This is a genomic window from Cupriavidus sp. F041 (assembly GCF_057814235.1).
Window position 1 is genome coordinate 2604166 of sequence record NZ_JBVASY010000001.1, and the last position, 20582, is coordinate 2624747.

Below are 20582 nucleotides of genomic sequence, written 5' to 3' on the forward strand. Positions count from 1 at the left end.
TTGGGTGAGGTATCCCCTAGAGGCGAGTGAGCGTTCGATCGAGGTGGCGAGAGGGCACCCCGGGTCAGCCACTGCCGTCCGCACTGCACGGCCGATCCCGGCTACGATGCGGCCAGTCGGTGTACTAGCCTGCCGGTGGCGGGTCAGACGTCAGTGAGCTACACCTATGACAATGCCAACCGCCTGACCGGGATCACTCAGGGCAGCGCCCAGGTCGGCTTCACGTACGATGCAGCCAGCCGGCGCAGCACACTGACGCTGCCCAACGGCGTGGTGGCCACCTATGGCTACGACACCGTGAATCAGATAACTTCCATCAGCTACGCCAATGGCGGCACGGTGATTGGCAACCTGACCTATGCCTATGATGTGGCCGGGCGGCGCATCCAGATGGGCGGCAGCCTGGCCAGGCTGACCTGCCCGCAGCAATGAGCGGCGCCACAACGCCGCGAACCGATTGACCAACTGGGCCGGCGCCAGTCTCGCCTATCATGCCAACGGCAACCTGACAAGTGATGGCAACCTGGCTTACAGTTGGGACTCGCGCAACCGGCTCAACACGCTCGCAGGCGGCACAACGGCAAGTTTTTGCTATGATGGCTTGATCTGGCGCAGCGGTAAGACAGTGGGCGGTGTCGCCAGGAGTTTCGCCTATGATGGTCTGAACGTGGTGCAGGGGCTCGCGGGGGGGCTCGCCGAGCGCGAATCTGTTGACCGGTCTGGGTCTTGACGAGACCTTTAGCCGCACGGATACGGTGTTCGGCGCCCGAAGTTTCCTCACCAATGCGCTGGGCAGCACGCTGGCGCACACCCACAGCAGCGGCGCGGTAAGCATTGCCATTCAGGCCGGCGGCAAGAGCGGCTTCAACAACAAGCCGAGCGATTGGAAGTACGTTCCACCCGAGGGGAACGGCGCGCGGCTGCTAAAAATTCTCTGTGGGGCGCGATAATTAATCACATCGGAAAAGAAGATGCGCAGCCCGTCCCGGCCTGAAAGAAAGACCATCATCCATCATGTCCCGGTGCATCTGGTCGACGCATTCCTTCAGGCCGTCGACGAGTTCTATGCGAAGGCCCACAATGGGCAAACCGCTGGCCAGCGGGCTGCCGAGAGTCGCGCCAAGGACCGGGACAACGGCCTGGATTCGCTGTGCACCTGCACACGGTCGCGGAGAGCGATACCGTTCAAGCCGGTCTCGTCGTGCGCTTCCTGAGAGGCCTCTACAACGGCATCCCTTCGATCTCACCGAACTGCGCGGTCTAGATGCAGACCTGTTCGAACACTGCATGGTCGTGCTGATGCTGGACTACCAGGCGATAGTGGAGATCCATTGGTACGTGCCGAACTGCAATCTTCTGCACAGGACGGCGAGCGGATCGCCCGGGACGTCATCGATATCCTTCGCCGCGCTTGGCGCGATCCACGTGGTCCCATCGACAAGGCGGAGGGTGAAACGCGCCCGAGTTGGTTTTGATTCGCTACGCCGTACCTTTCGCAAAAATGAACGATTTTAAGATCGAAAACCTAGCGCGGGAAGCCGCTAATGCCTGCCTGTCCGCGTACAAGGGCGGCGTATTCCATCAAAATGCGCGTGAGCTGGTAGCAAAGTGGTGGCAGACGAAACCTGTAAGGGAAGTCATCGACGACCCATACGCCACGGACAACTCTACGGCGCCCGGCCCTGACCTCGGCCCGATATTTGAGCAAATCGATGTCACGATGGTACGAGATTTGTTGAGACTAGCCACGGGTGTAACGAATGCAACCTATGTTTCAGGCTACGGCTTCCACGCTGAGAGTTACCAGGACCTGCTCATATGGGAGATCGAAAGTGGCAATAGTGGCTACGTGGCGTGGTGCAGAGAGTGGGTAGTTAAGCAGCTCTCTGAGCGCGGCATTCTAGCCGACGAAGCGATGGTTGATAGCGTCCACGATAGCTTGGCAGACGAGCTCGTCGACGCCGGAATTTTCGCCGAGCATGTCGTAGAGGAGATAGCGGACGAGACGATCGAATCGGTACTTGCGAACGTCCGGGTTCGCGCGCCTCGCTGAATCAAGGCTTGACGGTGTAAGGTGTCAACTAGGGAGCAGCTCGCTCCTTGGGCGAGCTGCAACTTCGATAACCTGGCGGGATCGAAGCTATGCTCGGCAACCACTGTGTTGCTGTTGGTGGGCTAACGGCAGACGTTGATCCTGATGGACTGCTTTATCTTACGCGCACCAAAGGCCGAAAGCCGCCTCCCGCTTCGGTCAGCACCGGTAATTGGCACAGAATCTGGAGGAGGCCTCAATGAAGTTCGAAATGTGAGCGAGTTCGCTCACATCGGCCTCCCGCACTGACGCGACAGTAAGACTGCCAGCTCAGCCCTCGCGGCGATCCACCTGAACGTCCGCCGACACTCCCGTTAGGAGACGATCAGAACTCCCCGTCCTGCATGTCCAGCGTGGTCCGGTCGAAGGACGCAAGTAGATCCAATTGCGGAACCACGCGTGGCAACTCACAGCGGAAGAAATATGCTGTTGCGGCCAGCTTGCCCCGATAGAAATCTACCTCAGGAGCCCCGCGTTGCAACGCCGCGGAAGCCGCAATGGCCTGCTCCAGCCAGATCCATGCCATTGCGATGTGGCCAAACGCCTCCAGGTAGATCGTTGCGCTCGCCATCGTGAGGCGGACGTCGCCCGCCCTCCAGAGATGCTGAGTGACCGCTAACAGCCTCGCCACCGCCTCGTCCAGCGCCTTGGCACGTTGCGACAACACGGCAGCCCCAACCGCGAGCGCCAGCCGGCTGGTCTGCGCGAGCCATTCGGTCAGCGGGCGCAATGCCGCGCCGTCCTGCATGACGACTTTCCGGCAAAGCAGGAGGTCCTGTGCCTGGATGGATATCGAGATCCTGCGAAAGGCGACGGCGTACTTTGCGAGGCGGTCGTGGTGAAGTACGCGTGGATCGACGCACACCGCGACCAGGACAGCGTGAGTTGGCTATGCCGTGTGTTGGCGGTGTCGCGCAGCGGCTATTGCCAGTGGCTTGGATGGCCGCTCAGCCCCCGAGCACAGGTCAATCCGGCCCTGGACGCTGAAGTGGCCCGCCATTCATCGAGGCAGTCGTGGTCTCGCCCGGCGTTACGGCGTCCATGAGCGCCTCAGTTGCCTCGGCGCCAGTCAGCCGGCTGAGTGCCTTGTCGGCCGTCTGGGCCTACCCGCGAGCGCGGCATACAAGGACGGGAACCCAGTTCCGGCCACGCCCTCCTGCCTTGCCAGGTAGGCGTGAATCGGGTCCGGCGATGGCCCCGCCGCCGCGGGCGCCTTACCGCCAGCACCCCCTAAGGGAACATCGCATTACCATTGACGGCTTGCTGTGCCGGCACTTCCTCCTGCAGTACGTCCCAGTGCTCGACCAGCTTGCCATTCTCTAGGCGGAAGATATCGACGGCGACCATCGGCTTGGCCGTCCAGCCGACGTAGCGACCGTGGATCATGACCAGCTCACCGTCGGCAACAAGCATGCCGGGCTGATAACTGAAGTCCTCGGGCAGACCCGCGATCATGGCCGGTATGGCCTCCCTGCCGTTGGGAATGAGGGGGTTGTGCTGGACATAATGCTCCGAGAAGTGATGCATCACGCGAAGCGGTTCGCGCTCCACGAAAACAGCCTTCATCACCTCGGACACGACTTCCCTGTTGCGCGCCTGCACATCGGCTTCGATCATCGACAAACTCCGTTTCAAGATTCAGGAATGATCAACCAACGTTTCATAGTGATCGCTATGCAATTAGAGTAGGGGATTGCCGTCAAGGTGTCAAATACTTTAGTATCGATCACTATGAAAGTTACTCCTGCAAGCCGCCCCCCCAAGACGGGGCGCCCTTTGTCCTTTGATCGTGAGGCCGTCCTGGAGGCCGCGATGTTGCTGTTCTGGCGCAATGGCTACGAGGCGACGTCGATCAGCGATCTCACCGCCGCAATGGGGATCACCCCACCGAGCCTCTACACCGCCTTCGGTGACAAGCAGCGGCTGTTCCTGGAGGCGGTATCGCGTTACCTGACCCGGCCTGGGCTCGACGTGCAGCAGTTCCTGCCTGCCGCCCCATCGGCGCGGGAAGCGATTCGACGCCTGCTCGATAGCGCGACAGTCGAGCAGACCCGCAAGGGCCTGCCGCGCGGCTGCATGCTGATGAGCGCGGCGGTCGGCTCACCCGCCGAAGGCGAGGTGCAGGAAGCCGTGATCGCCTTGCGCGGCTTGGTGGAAAATACCCTGCGCGAGCGGATCGAGCGCGGCATCGGTGACGGCGAACTCCCTGTGCACACGGACGCCGCCGCGCTGGCGAGCTTTTATCTTGCCATCCTTCAGGGCATGTCCACCCAGGCACGCGACGGAGCCAGCCGCAAGAAGCTGGGCGCTCTCGCCAGCGCCGCAATGGCGGCGTGGCCCGGGCGGGCGTAAGCGCTAACCGGTGCGAGGCCCAACTGCCAGAGACATTCCGGGGTTCCTTTTGTGGCTACTTGATCGAGAAACTGACGCAAGCAGCCGCAAACACGTGAGCGTGTATCGCCATCAGCTTCTCGTTAGCGGTATCGGCGGGAGGTATACAAATGGCAGCTTCTCGGGCAATCCCGCTCTTCGATCCAAGACTGGCGAACGGCTCAGAAGGCTCGGCAGCGGCCGTGCGCCGTACCTGGGCCGAATGGCGGTTCCTCGGTCGGTCCTTCGGCAAGCAGTGCGCCAACGGCAGTTCCCGACACATTTGCCGTTCGCCGTCTCATCAAGTAAACGGCAGCTTTGGGGGAGCATCGGTCGTCCGTACCTCGTAACGCCGCACTAAGTCCGTGCGTCGGGCGCCGTCCCCTATGCGGATGTGCGCTGATGGCGCGCCCGCCGCGCGTCGGTGTGTTCGCGGATTATGTCGATCAGCGCGCGCAGTCCGGCCGGCACGTGGCGGCGGCCCGGATAGTACAGGCAGAGGCCGTCGAGCGGGGGCGTCCAATCGTCCAGCACACGAACCAGCGTGCCAGCTTCCAGATCCGCGGCGACGTTCCATTCGGTCAGATACGCAAGACCGATCCCGGCACGCGCCGCCGCCAGCATCAGGCCCGGCTCGTCGAGCGTCAGCGCGCCTTTGCCATCGATACGCAACGTTTCGCCGTGCCGCTCGAACTCCCACTGATATATCGCACCGCTCGGCATGCGTGAGCGGATGCAGCGGTGTGCGTTCAGATCGGCGGGCGTGCGCGGCGGCTTTTGCTGCGCAAAATAGGCTGGACTGCCGACCACGGCAAAGCGCTGCCTGTCTCCGAACGGCACCGCGATCATTTCCTGCGGCACCGTCTCAGTCAGCCGAATGCCAGCATCGAAGCCTTCGGCAACTATATCGATCAGGCGCCCTTCGGTGACCAGATCGAGCTTCATCTCCGGATGGCGCTGCAGGAATTCGATGAAGAGCGGCATCACCTGCCTGGCCGCGCCGGTTGACGCATTGATGCGCAGCGTGCCCGACGGCGTGTCGCGGAAGCTGCCGGCCTGTTCGATCGCGACGCGGATCGTGGAGAGTGCAGGCGCGACGCTGTCGACGAACTGCGCGCCGGCTTCCGACAACGACACGCTGCGCGTCGTGCGATTGAAGAGCCGTACGCCGATACGCGCTTCGAGCGCCGCCACGGCATGACTGAGCGCAGACGTCGACATGCCTAGATCCGTCGCGGCCGCGCGAAAGCTGCGGTGACGCGCGACGGCCAGCACCGCCTCCAGTTCGCCCAAGCCCGACATCTTCATTGTCCCAATTTTTTCAACGACACATGCCGTATTGTACGACTAGTCAGCGCAATGCTTCGGATCTATCTTACGTCGTCTGGAACGCTTTCTGGGAGCAGCCATGCAGATCATCGACAAAATCTATATCGACGGCGCGTTCGTTACACCGCACGGCGACGAACTGTTCAACCTCTTCAATCCGGCGACCGAGCAGGTAATTGGACGCGTGCGTCTCGCCGATGCGCAAGACGCGCGCGATGCGATCGCCGCCGCAAAGCGCGCGTTTCCCGCGTTTTCCCGCACCAACAAGCGCGAGCGCATCGACATGCTCAAGCGCATGCACCAAGCCGTTGTCGCCAAAGAGGACGAACTGTACGAGGCGATCACGGAGGAATATGGAGCGCCCGTATCGCGCGGCCGCTGGATGGCGCAGCATGCCAGCAATGTGCTGCTCGAAGCGGCGAAGGTGCTGCAGGACTATGCGTTCACGCGTCGCGCGGGTATTGCCGAGGTCGTGATGCAGCCACTAGGTGTCGCCGGTCTGATTACGCCATGGAACAGCAACGCGGGATTCATCTGCGGCAAGCTCGCCACCGCGTTGGCTGCGGGTTGCACGGCCGTCATCAAGCCAAGCGAGATGAGCGCGATCCAGACGCGCATCGTCACCGAAGCGTTGCACGAAGCCGGCTTGCCGCCGGGCGTGTTCAACATCGTGACGGGACGCGGCGAAACGGTCGGCGCGCAGATCAGTTCGCATCCGGATGTCGCAAAGCTGTCGTTCACCGGTTCGACCGCGGTCGGCAAGACGATTCTGCGCGCGGGTGCGGAGACGTTGAAGCGCGTCACGCTCGAACTTGGCGGCAAGTCGCCGGTGCTCGTGCTCGACGACGCGAATTTCGACGAGGTGGTGCCGCTCGCAATTCAGGCCGGCTTCATGAATAGCGGCCAGGCGTGCATCGCGGGCACGCGTATTCTGGTGCCGCAGCAGCGGCTCGCGGAATTCGAAGCGCGGGTGCAGCAAGACGTTGCGCGCACGCAGGCAGGCGATCCGCGCGATCCGCGGACGACTGTCGGCCCAATGGTCAGCCAGAAGCAGTGGGAACGCGTGCAGCACTATATCCGGATCGGCATCGACTCAGGCGCGCGTCTGATCGCGGGAGGCGAAGGCCGGCCAGATGGCATCGACGCAGGATGGTTCGTGCGTCCGACGGTCTTCAGCGATGTGGCCAACGACATGGCGATTGCCCGCGAAGAGATCTTCGGTCCTGTGCTGTCGATTATCGCGTACCGCGATACTGAAGATGCGGTCGCTATCGCCAACGACACCAACTACGGCTTGCAAGCCTACGTGTTTTCGGCGGATGACCAGCGTGCGCGCGCGCTCGCACGGCGAATCGAAGCGGGTCGAGTACTAGTCAACACGCTGGCACACGAACCGGCCGCGCCATTCGGCGGCTTCAAGCAATCTGGTATCGGCCGCGAGTACGGCACGTTTGGGCTCGAGGCTTTTCTCGAGCCGAAGGCCGTTCTCACTGTTTCGTGATCGCGCAACCCAAGCGCTCGTTGAAGCGACTCGCCGGGCAGCAAGGAGGACTTCCAACGTTCATGCGTACCGGAGGACGAAAGGCGGTTGGCGCAGGCGCCCGCTGATCTCTTCTGAATGGCGAAGGGTGGACAATCAGCACGAGCGTGGAGGACAGTCGGTCATGGTACGGCTTGGGGGGCTTACCGCCGACAATGCAACGTTCGCGGTCGCAGCGCGAAAGGCCGTTGTCTGGGAGGAGCTGTCGTTCGAATGGCTCTGCGCAACTATGGGCCAACGTCTGAAGATGGCCGGGATCGGCCGCTCGCTTGGCGACGGTGACTGGTTCGCTTTCGGCCGAAACGGGCAATCACTTTCCCATTCACCAACGGCTGAATCAATCAGATTGTGTATAAGAGCTTTCCTGTAAATTGACACACTGGTGCAGGCGCTTAGCAAAGGGTCTGCGCGTCAGGATGTTGCGATTCGGATGCCAGGGTTGTCAGGCAGTGATGCGCACCGGCATTGGTGCTGGCTCTGCCACCATTTGATCCGCTGGCAATAGCCGCAAAAAGGTCCGAGTCCGCCCGGGCTCGTGGCACGTCAGCCAGGTCCCACTCCTCGCGTTGCAGGATCACCATGCCGCGTCTTGCCTTGCCGGGGTCCGTGCTCACAGTCGGCTTGGTTTCCCAATAGCGGTAACTGTTACCAGGGGCAGCCTAATCGAAGCACAATAGTGCGGTCGGGCGGCATACAGGCACAGGAACCGTCGGTCGTCTGGTCTGCTGCCGCCGTGATAAAACGGCGTGTGGTCGTGCCGTGGTGATCAGCGCTTCACGCCCTACTTGCCGCTGCGCTTGCCGCCGATGCCGACCTTGCCGCGCCCGACCTTGCGATGCGGCACACAGGGGCGCAGCCTCTTCCTGGAGCTAGCCGTCAACGTGACGTGCTCCGCAGGGTAGCGGGTCGTCCTATGCAGCGCGGCCTGGTAGGCGGGATGACCCGGATCTATGCGCCTGATAGCTGACATGACTGGCACCTCCTCAGAGGATTCTAGTCCGAAAAGGCACGGCGATTATGCCGCCTTCCTGAACACGCCATGTGCTCGTTCTGGTGGATGCCGGCAATGGCGAACGGTTGCCGCCGGCAAGCCCGATGCGCCAGCGTATGGCCCTACCGGATTCGTAGTTTGGCTCGTAGAAGCCCATAGCCGGTAACGGCAAGGCCCATGGACGGGCACACCACAAGGTACACCGTTTGGACATGCAGGACTGAAGGTACACCTCCCCCCAACAGGCCGTTGCCGACCCTTCTGCGCCGTTCGAGTCTTCCACAACTCGATGGCGGTTATCCGAGTCCAACGGTCATCCGCCTCCACAGTCGCTCCGGCAGTTAATCGGCCGACCCTGCCGCTGCGTTGGATTGGACGGATCTCCCGGACAGGTGGTCGCAACGCCCCCGTTCGGTCGGACGGCGACTCCTCGACCGGCTAGCCTGTAGGATTCCAAGGCAAGTACCGGTGCGATCAACAAATTGCTGAGGGTGAATCCCGTAGCCGGCCGGATTCGACGCGAGTCTCGCGTGATCGAGTTCGTCGAGGCGACGCCGAAGTCTGCCACCGGAAAGATCCAGTGGCGCGAATTGCAAGAAGCTCAGAGCGAGGCGGTACGGCACGGTACTTGATTTGGGGTAAAACGTAAAAAACCCCTCGCACAAGTCGAGGGGCCAAAAGCCAGGCCAAGGGGAAAGCCCCTCGGCGAGAGGCCCAACAGCTTAGGGACGGTCCATACTCAAGCTGAAGAAATTTTGCGCAACGTTAGCGGCGATCGACACCGAAAGCCCCAACGCAGGGATTCGCAGGCCGATCGTCTCATTGACGCCCGTAGCAGCATCCCGATGCCGCAGTCCAACGACGGGATTGTTGATCGTCCACGTGTCCACGCGCCCATCCTCGATGCGAGTCCGAGTATAGGAATTAGCCGTAGTGTTCACCGAGTCAATCCTGTTGCTGTAGCGATCAAAGGTGCTCATTGCGCCGGTGTTGGTGAGGGTGGAGTCCCAATACGAGCTCGTCGAGCCAACGGTCGGCAGCGTCATGGTGTAAGCCTTGCTGTACACCGAGAATCCGCCAGAACGGGTGGTGAACATGGAGACGCGGCCATCGGTGCCAACGAAGGAGACCGAATAGCCCTGTCCACTGGACGATTGCGTGGTCGAGAGCCCGTTAGCGTCCTCGGTGAAGACAGGCAGATCGGCGTCCGTAAAGACGTAGCACGGGCTGCTGCCAGCATAGCAACGAGTCCCGGCTGTGGCCTTGTTGCCGGCAGCCATCGTCAGGTTCACGCGGCTCGGCACCAACTTGCCAGCGCTGGTGGAAGTGGTTGCGTACGTGAGGCCAACCCATTCGCCCACCTTCTGGTCAGCGGGGACCTTCTGTGCCGGCACGAGCAGCCTGGCGGAAGTCGTTGAGCCGCGCAAGTCGCGCAGGAGTGCCACGCCCGCCTTGCCAACGACCATGTCGTACCCGTACTGGCTATCGGGATTGACGAACCGGCACGCTTGGCTCGAATCCGCGGTAAGCGTATCCACGGCACCATCACTTTGATAGGTCACGGTCAGCTTAGCCGCGTCTACCGTAACAGGCTCGATCATGTTGTCGGCGGTATTGATGCTGAAGTATTTGCCGCTGCGGAAACTGGCGCAGGAAGCCGCAGAGGGTTGCAGGATAGTTTGAATCGGGCCAGTCGAATTGCCGCCGGGGTTCGCCGCGACTGCCGTGGATAGATCCTTCAGGGTCGTGCCGGACGCGGTCATCGCGGCACCGAGTTTGTCGATAGCCTGGTCCATGGCGTTGCCGGCGGTGCTACCAGTTGCTGCGACAAGCGTGTCCGAAATGGGATTCACCCCGCCCAGATCAACAATGCCGCTAAGAGTGAGGCTGACTGCCGAGACCGCGCTGGTGACGCCATCGGAGGTCAGCTTGCCTTGCGCGGCCGCGTCAAAGGTATTGAAAAAATCGGTAGTGCTACCGCCTGCGATGGCCGCCGTCACGAGCTCGGTCAGAGGAGTGATATTAGCCACCGCAGCGGTGCCCGAACCCGCATCGACGATCGAATGCATCACCGGTCCGTTCGGAACCTGGACGCTGAGCACGCACGGACGCACGGCGTTCGGGATATCAAGGGTGAAGGTGCCATCCGCGGCAGTCGTGGCCGACCCGGACCCCGTCGCGCATTTGGCCTGAACGGTTGCTCCCGCCAAAGCTGCGCCGGTTGCGGCAGTGCCACTGATCTTCGTCGTCGGCGTAGCAGGCGTAGTCGTCGTAGTTGTCCCCCCGGTCGTGGAGTTGTCGTCCCCACCACCACAAGCACCCAAGGTGGCCGCAGCTACGGCGACCGCAAGCAGTTTTGCTTTCATTCTTCTGACTCCCTAAAGTTGTCGGCGCGCGAATCTGATGACCCGCTACACCTTCCCGTCCGCTGTTTTTGGTGTTGGCGTGCGCCGTAATACAACCAGCGCAGCCCGCGCAAGTATGCAAGGGGAGACAGAACGTCCGCATCACCAATATTGATGATGAAACAACAGGTGCGTTTCACGAACTGGAAAGGCGCTTGCCGCAGAGCGGATCGCCCAAGGGCGGCCTTCACGGACCGAGCAGAATCGCCAGGAACACCAAAAGCCGATCGCATCGGCTAGCGTTCAGCACTGAGGGATTTCTGCCAACAACTACGAAGCGGGGCCATCGGCGGGCCGCTGCGGCCCGCGCCAGTCAACCCGGCTTTTTTTGCGAGAGTATCGATAACATGGTACTCACGGCTTTGACTTGCGATCGAGAGTTGGTCTTTGCGAGAACGGCCCGCACCTGGTATCGAACCGTGTTAGGTGAGACCCCTTTGGTGTTCGCATAATCCTCTGGGGACGTGCCTTCTATCAGGGCCTCCGCCACGGCCGCTTCCGCCGGCGTCAAACCAAAAGCCTGATGCAACTGCTGGGCGGTGACAGGGGGGGCATTTCCATGCGTCCTTGCCGTAACCAGGACCGATGCGGAGCCGAAAGTAGTCAGCGTTTGCCCCGGAATGCCGGCGATGCTCATGAACAGGTCGTGAGTGGCTCCGGTGGCGTTTCGCAGCGCCAGGCTTTCCCCGCGTCTGGATCGCGCAACCCGAAGGATCGCAGCGAGGAGCGCGTCATTGTCCGGAGCGTGGGGCGCTGCCAGTCGACCGTGCCTGAGCCTGAGCGCTGTCCCGGCGCTCAGCAGCGCCTCCCCAGCCTTATTGGAAAAGACGACTCGTCCCTCCTTGTCCAGAGCGAAGACCGCAAGGCCAAGTTGCTCCATCAGTTCGGTCCCCAGCGCGGCGTCCCGGTGCAGAACCCTGGCGTCCTGCCAAAGGTTGATGGCGCGATGGAGATGCGGGATCAGACTGGCTGCGGTCTTTCTGTCCGCGTCGGTATAAGGCTTTCTTCCTTTGTTGCGAAGGAGCCCTAGGAGGGTTTCGCTTCCTCCGGGCCGGGGAAGGCGCGTTCCCATTAGATAACGGTGTCCAGAAGTTGGGAACTGGAAGTCCTGGTAGAACTCGCTCCGAGCCACGTCTCGGTCGGTGATGTGGTCTTGGCAGGCAACGAGCGCTCCTGCGGGTGCCCGCTGGACCAATTCACGCCGCGGATCCAGTGCACCATAGTAAGCCTCGTAGATCGCGACAACAGAGTCGAGTTGGGAGGCTGGCGTATACACCGAGAAGCGCGGACAGTTGTTTGCCGGGTCCCAACTGAACATGTGAAAGACGTTCGCGCCGACCGCCTCCGCGGTGCGTTGCAGGACTTCCAGGAAGTCGTCTTGTCGAATGGCGGCCTCGTAAAGGTCCCCAATCAGATGGTCTTTCAGCATGTCCGCTCCCCAACGGATTAGCGACCAGAGCCTGTCAGCCGGCTCTTTTGGTCGAGGCTCTTAGATCTAATGGCTAAGTACGATAGCGAATTCTTGATGGTGCCAACTTCCCCACCAACGAGGGGTATGCGATTGTGGGAAGTCCACATTTTGCATTGCCTCTCAGCGGACCTCCGGCTGTCGCGAGGTCGACTCCCGAGTCCGCTCCGCAAGCTCCTCAGAGAAGTACGGCGGGGCGCAGAAGTCGCGCTTGCCTACCAGTACCAGCGTCGGCCTCGCGATCGACGGAAGATCGTCGATGGCGTTGTTCCCTACGATGATGTCAATTAGGAAGAAACAACTTCTGGCTTCCAAGTACTCGTTTTCACGTAGCCTTGGACGGTGAGGTCAGCCGCCAGCAAATCGGCTGCTTTCAGGGCGGAGCCGCCGTTCGAGTGTCCGCTTGAAGCGGTGGGTGAGCGTCCGTAGGTGGCCGGCAAGCGACCTTCGCCGGCTGGCCCTTGGCCGGCTGGCCCTTGGCCGGCGCTTCCCGACGACGTCTGCCGTTCGGTCCGGCGCCGACGCAACGGCTGCTTCAAGGATTTCGAATAGGAAATCTTCCCCCAGCGCGTAACGCAGCGGCGCCGGAACTCGAATCCGATGTTGAGCCGGCCATAGGGGTACAGGACGCCTTGACGGACGCGGCTTCCGCGCCCCGCATTCCCGCCGAGACCGGCGGCATCCAGATCAGTTCCAGAAGTCCCGCAAGCCGCTTCCGGCTCGCCCGATTATGTGCATGCCGATCATGCGAACGCCTTGTGATAGGCGTTGAGGGCAGGTGCGCCGCCCAGATGCACGTACAGCACGTTCGCTCCCTTTGGAATTTCGCCCGCCTTCGCCATCGCGATCAGGCCCGCCATCGATTTGCCCTCGTACACAGGATCGGTGAGCATCGCCTCAAGCCGGGCTGCGGTGCGGATCGCGTCGATTGTCCGATCGTCGGGCAGGCCATAGTCCGGGCCGGCGAAACGCGGATCAATGATCACATCGGCGTCGTCGATCGGCTTGCCGATGCCGATCAGTTCCGCCGTCTGTCGCGCGCTCTTCGTCACCGCGCGGCGCGTCATCGCCTCGTTGCATGCGGTATCGATGCCAATCAGGCGGCGCGGTCTGTCCTGCGCCTTGAAACCTGCGACCATGCCGCCCTGTGTCGAGCCGGTGCAGGTCGCGGTGATCACGGTGTCGAAGAACACGCCCATTTCCTGTTCCTGACGCGCGAGTTCATCGGTGAAGTTCGCATAGCCGAGGCCGCCAAGGGGATGATCCGATGCGCCCGCCGGAATCGCGTAAGGCTTGCCGCCTTCGCGGCGCACCACGTCGAGTGCGCGCGCCCACGTTTCTTTCACCTCGGTCGAATAGCCCTCGCCCTCCAGTAGCGTTTCAGCGCCCATCAGCCGTGACAGCAGGATATTGCCGACCTTGTCGTAGACCGGATCGTCCCAGTGCGTCCATTGCTCCTGCACCAGCCGGCAGCGCATGCCGAGCACCGCAGCGACGGCCGCGACCTGGCGCGTGTGGTTCGACTGGATGTTGCCGATGGAAACAAGCGTGTCGGCGCCCTGTTTCACTGCGTCGGCAGCGAGCCACTCGAGCTTGCGAATCTTGTTGCCGCCGAACGCGAGCCCGGACGACACATCGTCGCGCTTCGCCCACACCGATACCTTGAGCACATCAGACAGGCGATTGAGCCGATGAATCGGCGACGGGAAGAAGCCAAGCGAAATGCGGCTGAAGCGCTTTTCGAGATCGAGTGCCATGGCGAACTCCCTGAAGAAGCACGGGGGGATAACACTGATTGCAGTTTAGGCTCCAACGGGCGAGATCTTGGAGCGTGGCGTGCAATCACGTGGTGGCGCCTGGACCAGAGCTGAAGGACATTCGAAAAGGACATGCCTCGATGTTTGCCCCTCGCCACTGGCGGGGAAACTGCGGCGGCAACAGCACATTAGACCGGACATGCTTCGCGCGCGTCCGGGACATGACGCCCGAATGGCCGTTTCCAAGGGAGACGGGTCGGCTGAGCGTCCCAGTCCATCAGCCATCAAACGACCCCTCATGGCCGGCAGGCGACGGTTGGGGTCGAAGGGCGGGGTGGCGGCGCCGAAATTGCCGTCGCGTCGCTCTTGCGTCCCGGACGCTTCAGGCTTCCGGCAGTGTAATCACCGAAGTGGTTCGAATCTGCGGGCTGCCGCCTCGCCGGTGCATTGATCTCCCGCATGTCGCAGATTTGGGGTTGCATCGTCAGCGCAGCAGTGGAATCCCGATCATGTGCTCAAGCAGAGTGCCATCAAGTCCCTCGACAACGTCGACAAGCCTGAGGCCCTGCGGCGTGCATTCGAAGGTGGCCAGGTCGGTGTAGACGCGCTTGACGCAGCCGATGCTTGTCAGCGGGTAGGTGCAGCGTTTGACGAGCTTGCTCTCGCCCTTCTTCGTCAGCAGGTCCATCATCACCCAGGTCTGCTTTGCGCCGGTGGCCAAGTCCATAGCGCCGCCTACGGCGGGGATGGCACCGGGCTCGCCGGTGCTCCAGTTAGCCAGGTCGCCGGTGGCGCTCACCTGGAACGCGCCGAGCACGCAGATATCGATGTGTCCGCCGCGCATCATCGCGAAACTGTCGGCATGGTGGAAGAAGGCGCCGCCGCGGAGCAGCGTAACCGGCTGCTTGCCTGCGTTGATTAAATCGTAGTCCTCTTTCCCTGTGGCGGCCGCGGGGCCCATGCCGAGTATGCCGTTCTCGCTGTGCAGGATGACCTCGCGCCCGGTCGGCAGATGGTTGGCCACCAGCGTGGGCTGGCCGATGCCGAGGTTGACCACGGCGCCGTCGAAGATGTCTTGTGCCACGCGGGTGGCGAGTTGGTCCTTGGTGCGGCGTTGAGCGTGCGTGTTCATGCTGCCTCCTTGAATCCGCCGGCCTGTGTGGCGCTGCGTTCGACCTGCACGATGCGGCTCACAAATACGCCTGGCGTGACGATGCTCTCGGGGTCTAGCGCGCCCAGGTCCACGAACTCATGCACCGTGGCCACCGTCTTCTTTGCCGCCATCGCCATCACTGGGCCGAAGTTGCGTGCGGCCTTGCGGTACGTGAGGTTGCCCCACCGGTCGCCGCGCTCGGCCTTGATGAGCGCCAGGTCGCCGTGGATGGGGTATTCAAGCACGAAGGGTCGGCCGTCGATCACGCGCGTCTCATGGCCTTCGGCCAACTCGGTGCCATAGCCGGTGGGGCAGAAGAAGGCGCCGATGCCAGCGCCCGCGGCCCGGATGCGTTCAGCCAGGTTGCCCTGCGGCACCAGTTCCAGCTCGATCCTACCGGCGCGGTAGAGCCCGTCGAAGACGTAGCTGTCGGCTTGGCGCGGGAAGCTGCAGATGATCTTGCGCACACGGCCGGCCTTAAGCAGCGCGGACAAGCCGTTGTCGCCGTTTCCGGCATTGTTGTTAACAACGGTGAGGTCCTTCGCGCCTTGCTCGATCAGTCCGTCGATGAGTTCGCCTGGGATGCCGGCTGTGCCGAAGCCGCCAATCAACACCGTGGCGCCGTCGTTTGTACCTTCCAGCGCCTCAGCCACAGAGCGCGCGATCTTATTTATCATGAGTATGCCTACGGTTGAAACAAAAGAGAATTTGTCCCGAACATGAGTTCGGGCGCTTTGTCGACCCCGTCGAGAACGGATCCCGATGCAGGCTCAGTTTTCGATGAGCACTCAAGAAGCGAGATCCTCGGCTGGTCAGTCAAGCGGCGTCGGCATCAGCTTCGTGCCAAGATCTGCGCCTTCCCGAAAGCGCGGTTGCCGCCATTCCCGTTGTGAGATTCGGCGATGGGCACGACATCGATGGCAGAAACGATCGGATGCTAGGGATTTGTCAGCTCGGAAATCAGCTCGTGTACTCGCGGCCATTCGCCATAGCCGGCAGCGGGGTTGAGGTGCCCCACGGTCCCTAGGTCGACAAGGCGGCTGCCCCATTCGGATGCCAGAGCGGCAACACGGTCAAAACTGGCGAGGGGGTCATTTCGGCTTGCTGCCACAATACTTGGAAATGGCAGCGCAGTTCTGGGAACTGGCAGCCATCCGTTCTCGTCCAGAACCGCCATCGATGAATGGCCTGCGGGCAAAGGGGTCTCGAAATCCGGTGGTGTCGCGAGGAGAGCACCGTGAATTGCACGGTTGTGGCGCTTCGCCCACTGGACGGTGATCATCACGCCTGCACTGTGCGCGACGATGACAACGGGCCCGCCGATGCGTGCGATTACGGCGTCGAGTGCCGCAACGCGCGCGCCGCAATTGAGTTTGTCCTGCTCCAGCGGTGGTACGGACACCGCATTCGGCAGGCTTGCCTCCAGCAGCGTTTGCCAATGCTCGGGAACGTGATCGCGCAAGCCTGGGACGATGAGGATGGTTGGCTTCATCTTGGCAATGATTGGGAGATTGGATTGGATTTCGGCACGACGGGCATCGGGCAGCCGGCGCTCCATTGCTGCATAAGCGACTCCTTCTTGCCCTGAGTCGCCCGCGCGGCCACGCTCTTGTTACTCGTTCAAGTTGACATTGAATTGCTTGATGATCTTTCCAATCTTCTCGGAGCCATCTCTTTCGACTTTCTCCAGCGAGTCGATCGATTGCGGTTGCACTGGCTCCAGCCCCAGATCCGTCAGCCGCTTTTGCACCGGCGCGGCCGACGCGGCCTTGTAGATGGCCGTACGAATCTTCTCTGCCAATTCCAAAGGAACGCCGGATGGAACGATGACCACGGCCAGGTTGCTAAAGTTGATCTCCGGGTATCCCAGTTCAGCGAAGGTCGGTACGTTAGGAAGACTTGGCGAGCGATTCTTGGCAATCACTGCGTAGGGCTTCAGCTTGCCGCCGCGAATCAGCGGCAGCGAAGTTGCGATACCGTCGACCATGATAGGAATCTGCCCACCCATGACCTGGATCAGCGCGGGAGGAGAGCCAACGAACGGCACGTGTTGCAGCTTGAGACCGGCATGCTCGCCAAGCATCAACCCGGCGTAGTGCGAGGCCGATCCGACTGCGTAGGAGGCGAAAGTACACTTTTGGGGATTGGCCTTGAGATAAGCGATCAGGCCTTTGAAGTCTGCCGCAGGCAGATCGGGGCTTCCGACCAGGACGAAGCCGGACCGGGCAAATGCTGCAACCGGCCTGATGTCCTTGAGGGGCGAAAAGTTCTGTTTGATGACGTGCGGGATCTCCGTGAGAATGTTGTCGATGGCAATCATGATGGTCTGTCCATCCGCTGGCGACGACAGCAAGGATGCGACAGCGACATTGCCGCCAGCGCCGCGCTTGTTGTCCACGACAAACGGGGCGCCGACATCCCTGGAGAGCTGATCAGCCAGAACGCGGGCAACGAGGTCCATCGAACCGCCCGCGACAGCGGGTACCACCACCCGAACCGGCTTGTTAGTCCAGGCATAAGCACCTCCTGTTGCCGTCAGGGCCAACGCTGCGCAGAGCACTGCTCGAGCACACGCATTTCGGGAAAAGAACATCAACATCCAGGTCTCCTTTGATCTTTGATTCATGGCGCCGCGCGCAAGCAATCCACAGGTCATCCAGTCAGGGGCTCCCCATAGGACGCCCGCGTCGACGCCAATCGCGCCTATGCAGCGGCCCAGGTCGGCTGACCGCGCTCGTTCTCCCGGCGATTGGGCAGGTAGCCGATCTTCTGCAGCGTTTCGTCGACTGTCTTGTATTGTTCTCCGATCCGGTAGATGCGGCGTGCTTCATCGGCGGTGGCCACGTCCCGATATAGGCTACGAGACATGTTCACCAGGCGCTCGACCTGCTGGACGGAGCTAAGGTGCTCCCCCTTGCGGCCCCACAGCGTGTCTTCGATGCCGCAACGCACATGGAAACCCATGGCAATCGCCATCGTGGTCAGTGGGTGGACGTAGCGCATGAAGGATTCGACGGTGAAGACCGCGTTCTCCGGCAGACGGTTGACCATCTCCAGCAGGTTCCGCGGATTCGGCCCCTCGGATCCACCCCCAAGTTGAACCCAGTTCACCAGCAGCGGTCCCTTGTAGATGCCGCGGCGGATCAGGCGCTCGATGGACTCCAGCTTGCCGATTTGCCCAACCATGAAATGGGGTTGAATGCCGGCGGCCTGCAGTCGCTTGAGATGTTCCTCCACAAACACAGGGCCAGCCTCATAGGACATGTTGCGATAGGCCTCGTAGAAGGCTGGCTCGGCGAGGGAAGTTCCCGCGAACTCTTCCTTGGGGTGAAGCTCCGTGATGTTCATCGTGGCGCTGTTGACCACGATCGTGACCTGGTCCGGCTTGGGGTTAAGATCGGCCAACATGTGGCGCGTGTCATCCGACAGCCACTTCGCGGCTGAGCCATCTTCTTCGGGTGCAAACGAAATGGATCCACCCACCTGCAGGATCATTTTGGGCACGGCATCGCGGAGCCGCGCCAGCAGCTCATTGAACATCGAGAGCCGCTTGCTGCCCTTGCCATCTGCTTCGCGCACGTGCACGTGCAGCACGGTGGCTCCGGCGTTGTAACAATCGACGGCCTTCTGGACCTGATCGGCCATGCTAACGGGGATGTCATCCGAATCCCGGGGGAGGAATTGCGGGCCATAGGGAGCGACCTGAATGACCAGCGGCTCCTGGTTCTCGGGCAGCAGGGAGTCGTCAACAAATTGCATCTTCTTTACCTCATTGCGATGACAGGGACGGCGACGGCATGGATGGCTGGCCAAGGCTGCCTGTGCGCCAACAGGAGTGCGGACTTTGCTGAATGGCTCAGCGGCCCGGGACTCGACATGAGTGTGACCCCAAATCTTCCGAATCGATGTACATTACGGGACGCCATATATCCAGTTCGGGACATTTAGGGAAAACCAGATGACGTACCTCGTACGAGCCACGGCGCTAACGAACTACGTCCGGGTGGCTCGCGAAGTAGGGCTCGATCCCTACAAACAGTTGAGCAAGGCTGGCATTCGGCGGGCCACGCTGCTGGACCCCGATGCGATGATTGCCGCGGACGCACTGCGCAGTCTGCTGGCTGAGTCGGCGACCGCTGCGGGCGTGGAAGACTTCGGTCTGCGCATGGCTGAAACTCGCCAGTTGACCGACCTCGGGCCCCTGGGCTTTGCGATCCAGGGGGAGCCTACGCTGCGCAAGGCGCTGGAATCGATGATGCGCTACTTGCGGCTGCAGAGTGAGACCGTCGTCATGGCCATCGAAGAACTCGACGAATTTGTCGTGATTCGTGAAAGTCTCCTGACGGATGGACAGACGCCCCAGCGGCAATCGATCGAGTTGGTCGTCGCCGGTGTGTACCGATTGTTGAGACGCTTCTTGGGGGATACCTGGAAGCCACGCAGCATCTGCTTTTCACATGCACCGCCTTTGGGGCCGACGGGACATGCGCGCGTCTTCGGCATGCCGGTCTTGTTCAACCAGGAGTTCGATGGCATCGTGTGTCGCGCCGCCGACCTGGACGCGCCGCTGGCCGCCTACGATCCCCTGATGGCATCGGAAGTGCGGCAGCATCTCGATACATTGCTGGCCGGCTCCGATCTTGCGTTCCCTGATGTCGTTCGCAGACTCGTGCTTGCCCTGCTGCCGTCCGGCAAATGCTCCGTTGACAGCGTTGCCCAGCATCTCAGAGTCGACCGGCGCACCGTACACCGTCGACTGGCCAAGGACGGCGAGAGCTACTCTGGAATTTACAACGGGGTGCGAGCGGACTTGGCCGCGCGCCTTGCAAGATCGGAGGCTCGCCCCTTGGCCGAATTGGCGGCGCTGCTGGGTTTCGGCACGGCAAGCTCTTTCGCACGATGGTTTGGTGGCCACTTCGGTTGCACGGTGTCCGAATGGAGAGCACGCCATCGCGCGACGTCGACAGCCCCCACCAGTCCGGACCAGTCCGGGGCACCGAGGTGAGATCGGCGAGATTCAAGCGCGCCGCCAATTCCCGACATATGCCTGTCCTTGACAACGCCCCCGGCAACTGACGGTACCGGCAGCTTCCAATGCTCTCTGCTCAAGATCACGCCTTCGCGCGCGCCACGACCCTTGGTATCGCGTGCTCGCCTTCGGTCCAGTGCTAGGAGCACTGCGGCCTACGCTGCGTTCGACGTGCAGTTGTCGGGCATCTTGGTACCGACGGACGGTGTGGATGCCTCACGGGCAGTCCCCTTGGGCAGGCGACACACCGCCGCAAGCGGAATGCGTTGTTCCCGGCTCACCAGGATGGCCGGATTCAGCCCGAACCGGCGCATGAGTGCGTTCGCTTTTGCCCGAGTCGCAGCGCTACTTGTGGGTGGCTCGTCAAAGCAGCGGCTCTTGCCTTGGGCCCTCTTCCCGACATCTTAATTTGCTGGCGGATTGGCATCGGTCCCTGTCAGTGTTTACG

The 20582-nt window shown here is 61.8% G+C and carries 20 protein-coding genes and 2 pseudogenes; 10 read left to right on the forward strand and 12 right to left on the reverse strand.

The window, feature by feature from the left end; all coding sequences use genetic code 11:
* Positions 1–114 precede the first annotated feature (114 nt).
* From ACZY0R_RS11890 to ACZY0R_RS11915, 6 genes and pseudogenes are all read left to right on the forward strand, one after another.
* Positions 115–432, forward strand: a pseudogene (locus ACZY0R_RS11890) (hypothetical protein); the annotation flags it as partial.
* Between the two features lie 25 nt (positions 433–457).
* Positions 458–730, forward strand: coding sequence for a hypothetical protein (locus tag ACZY0R_RS11895; RefSeq protein WP_488858549.1), 273 nt, complete (start codon positions 458–460; stop codon positions 728–730).
* Complete coding sequence (locus ACZY0R_RS11900; protein ID WP_488858550.1) at positions 711–950, forward strand: hypothetical protein; 240 nt, start codon at positions 711–713, stop codon at positions 948–950. The genes ACZY0R_RS11895 and ACZY0R_RS11900 overlap by 20 nt, the downstream gene beginning before the upstream one ends.
* Positions 951–971: 21 nt before the next feature.
* Positions 972–1214, forward strand: a complete 243-nt coding sequence (locus tag ACZY0R_RS11905) for a hypothetical protein (protein WP_488858551.1) — start codon at positions 972–974, stop codon at positions 1212–1214.
* A 117-nt stretch (positions 1215–1331) separates the two neighbouring features.
* Positions 1332–1475 (forward strand): hypothetical protein, encoded by a 144-nt coding sequence (locus tag ACZY0R_RS11910; protein ID WP_488858552.1) that lies wholly within the window; start codon positions 1332–1334, stop codon positions 1473–1475.
* Between the two features lie 26 nt (positions 1476–1501).
* Positions 1502–2053 carry a hypothetical protein gene (locus ACZY0R_RS11915; protein ID WP_488858553.1) on the forward strand — a complete coding sequence of 184 codons (552 nt, stop codon included), beginning with the start codon at positions 1502–1504 and terminating at the stop codon, positions 2051–2053.
* Between the two features lie 364 nt (positions 2054–2417).
* On the opposite strand, the gene ACZY0R_RS11920 is transcribed toward ACZY0R_RS11915, so the two are convergent.
* A complete protein-coding gene (locus ACZY0R_RS11920; protein WP_488858554.1) occupies positions 2418–2840 on the reverse strand; it encodes an acyl-CoA dehydrogenase C-terminal domain-containing protein in 423 nt (140 codons plus the stop codon).
* A gap of 31 nt (positions 2841–2871) precedes the next feature.
* Between ACZY0R_RS11920 and ACZY0R_RS11925 the strand changes: the two are divergent.
* A pseudogene (locus ACZY0R_RS11925) lies at positions 2872–3174 on the forward strand (IS3-like element ISBvi3 family transposase); the annotation flags it as partial.
* A 148-nt stretch (positions 3175–3322) separates the two neighbouring features.
* On the opposite strand, the gene ACZY0R_RS11930 reads toward ACZY0R_RS11925, so the two are convergent.
* Complete coding sequence (locus ACZY0R_RS11930; RefSeq protein ID WP_488858555.1) at positions 3323–3709, reverse strand: nuclear transport factor 2 family protein; 387 nt, start codon at positions 3707–3709, stop codon at positions 3323–3325.
* 195 nt (positions 3710–3904) lie between these two features.
* Between ACZY0R_RS11930 and ACZY0R_RS11935 the strand changes: the two genes are divergently transcribed.
* A complete protein-coding gene (locus tag ACZY0R_RS11935) occupies positions 3905–4444 on the forward strand; it encodes a TetR/AcrR family transcriptional regulator (RefSeq protein WP_488858556.1) in 540 nt (179 codons plus the stop codon).
* Positions 4445–4846: 402 nt separating this feature from the next.
* Here ACZY0R_RS11935 and ACZY0R_RS11940 read toward each other — a convergent pair whose 3' ends face one another.
* Positions 4847–5770, reverse strand: coding sequence for a LysR family transcriptional regulator (locus tag ACZY0R_RS11940; protein WP_488858557.1), 924 nt, complete (start codon positions 5768–5770; stop codon positions 4847–4849).
* 100 nt (positions 5771–5870) lie between these two features.
* Here ACZY0R_RS11940 and ACZY0R_RS11945 point away from each other — a divergent pair, with 100 nt between their 5' ends.
* Positions 5871–7292: an aldehyde dehydrogenase family protein gene (locus ACZY0R_RS11945; protein WP_488858559.1), complete on the forward strand. Its 1422-nt coding sequence runs from the start codon at positions 5871–5873 to the stop codon at positions 7290–7292.
* Positions 7293–8112: 820 nt separating this feature from the next.
* Here ACZY0R_RS11945 and ACZY0R_RS11950 read toward each other — a convergent pair.
* The 9 genes from ACZY0R_RS11950 to ACZY0R_RS11990 form a co-directional block, all read right to left on the reverse strand.
* On the reverse strand, positions 8113–8301 hold the full coding sequence (locus ACZY0R_RS11950; RefSeq protein WP_454736031.1) for a hypothetical protein: 189 nt from the start codon (positions 8299–8301) through the stop codon (positions 8113–8115).
* A gap of 743 nt (positions 8302–9044) precedes the next feature.
* Positions 9045–10688: a hypothetical protein gene (locus ACZY0R_RS11955; RefSeq protein ID WP_488858560.1), complete on the reverse strand. Its 1644-nt coding sequence runs from the start codon at positions 10686–10688 to the stop codon at positions 9045–9047.
* A gap of 352 nt (positions 10689–11040) precedes the next feature.
* Positions 11041–12156 (reverse strand): helix-turn-helix transcriptional regulator, encoded by a 1116-nt coding sequence (locus ACZY0R_RS11960; RefSeq protein WP_488858561.1) that lies wholly within the window; start codon positions 12154–12156, stop codon positions 11041–11043.
* Positions 12157–12938: 782 nt separating this feature from the next.
* Positions 12939–13952, reverse strand: a complete 1014-nt coding sequence (locus ACZY0R_RS11965) for a 1-aminocyclopropane-1-carboxylate deaminase (protein ID WP_488858562.1) — start codon at positions 13950–13952, stop codon at positions 12939–12941.
* A 484-nt stretch (positions 13953–14436) separates the two neighbouring features.
* A complete protein-coding gene (locus ACZY0R_RS11970; protein WP_488858563.1) occupies positions 14437–15084 on the reverse strand; it encodes a 3-oxoacid CoA-transferase subunit B in 648 nt (215 codons plus the stop codon).
* Entirely contained in the window at positions 15081–15782 is a 702-nt protein-coding gene (locus ACZY0R_RS11975) for a 3-oxoacid CoA-transferase subunit A (protein ID WP_488858564.1), read from the reverse strand. Before ACZY0R_RS11975 ends, ACZY0R_RS11970 begins: the two co-directional genes overlap by 4 nt.
* Before the next feature lie 260 nt (positions 15783–16042).
* Positions 16043–16597, reverse strand: a complete 555-nt coding sequence (locus ACZY0R_RS11980; RefSeq protein ID WP_488859651.1) for an RBBP9/YdeN family alpha/beta hydrolase — start codon at positions 16595–16597, stop codon at positions 16043–16045.
* A 120-nt stretch (positions 16598–16717) separates the two neighbouring features.
* On the reverse strand, positions 16718–17704 hold the full coding sequence (locus ACZY0R_RS11985) for a Bug family tripartite tricarboxylate transporter substrate binding protein (RefSeq protein ID WP_488858565.1): 987 nt from the start codon (positions 17702–17704) through the stop codon (positions 16718–16720).
* 104 nt (positions 17705–17808) lie between these two features.
* Entirely contained in the window at positions 17809–18864 is a 1056-nt protein-coding gene (locus tag ACZY0R_RS11990) for a beta-keto acid cleavage family enzyme (protein ID WP_488858566.1), read from the reverse strand.
* A gap of 199 nt (positions 18865–19063) precedes the next feature.
* Here ACZY0R_RS11990 and ACZY0R_RS11995 point away from each other — a divergent pair, with 199 nt between their 5' ends.
* A complete protein-coding gene (locus ACZY0R_RS11995) occupies positions 19064–20110 on the forward strand; it encodes an AraC family transcriptional regulator (RefSeq protein ID WP_488858567.1) in 1047 nt (348 codons plus the stop codon).
* Positions 20111–20582: the final 472 nt, after the last annotated feature.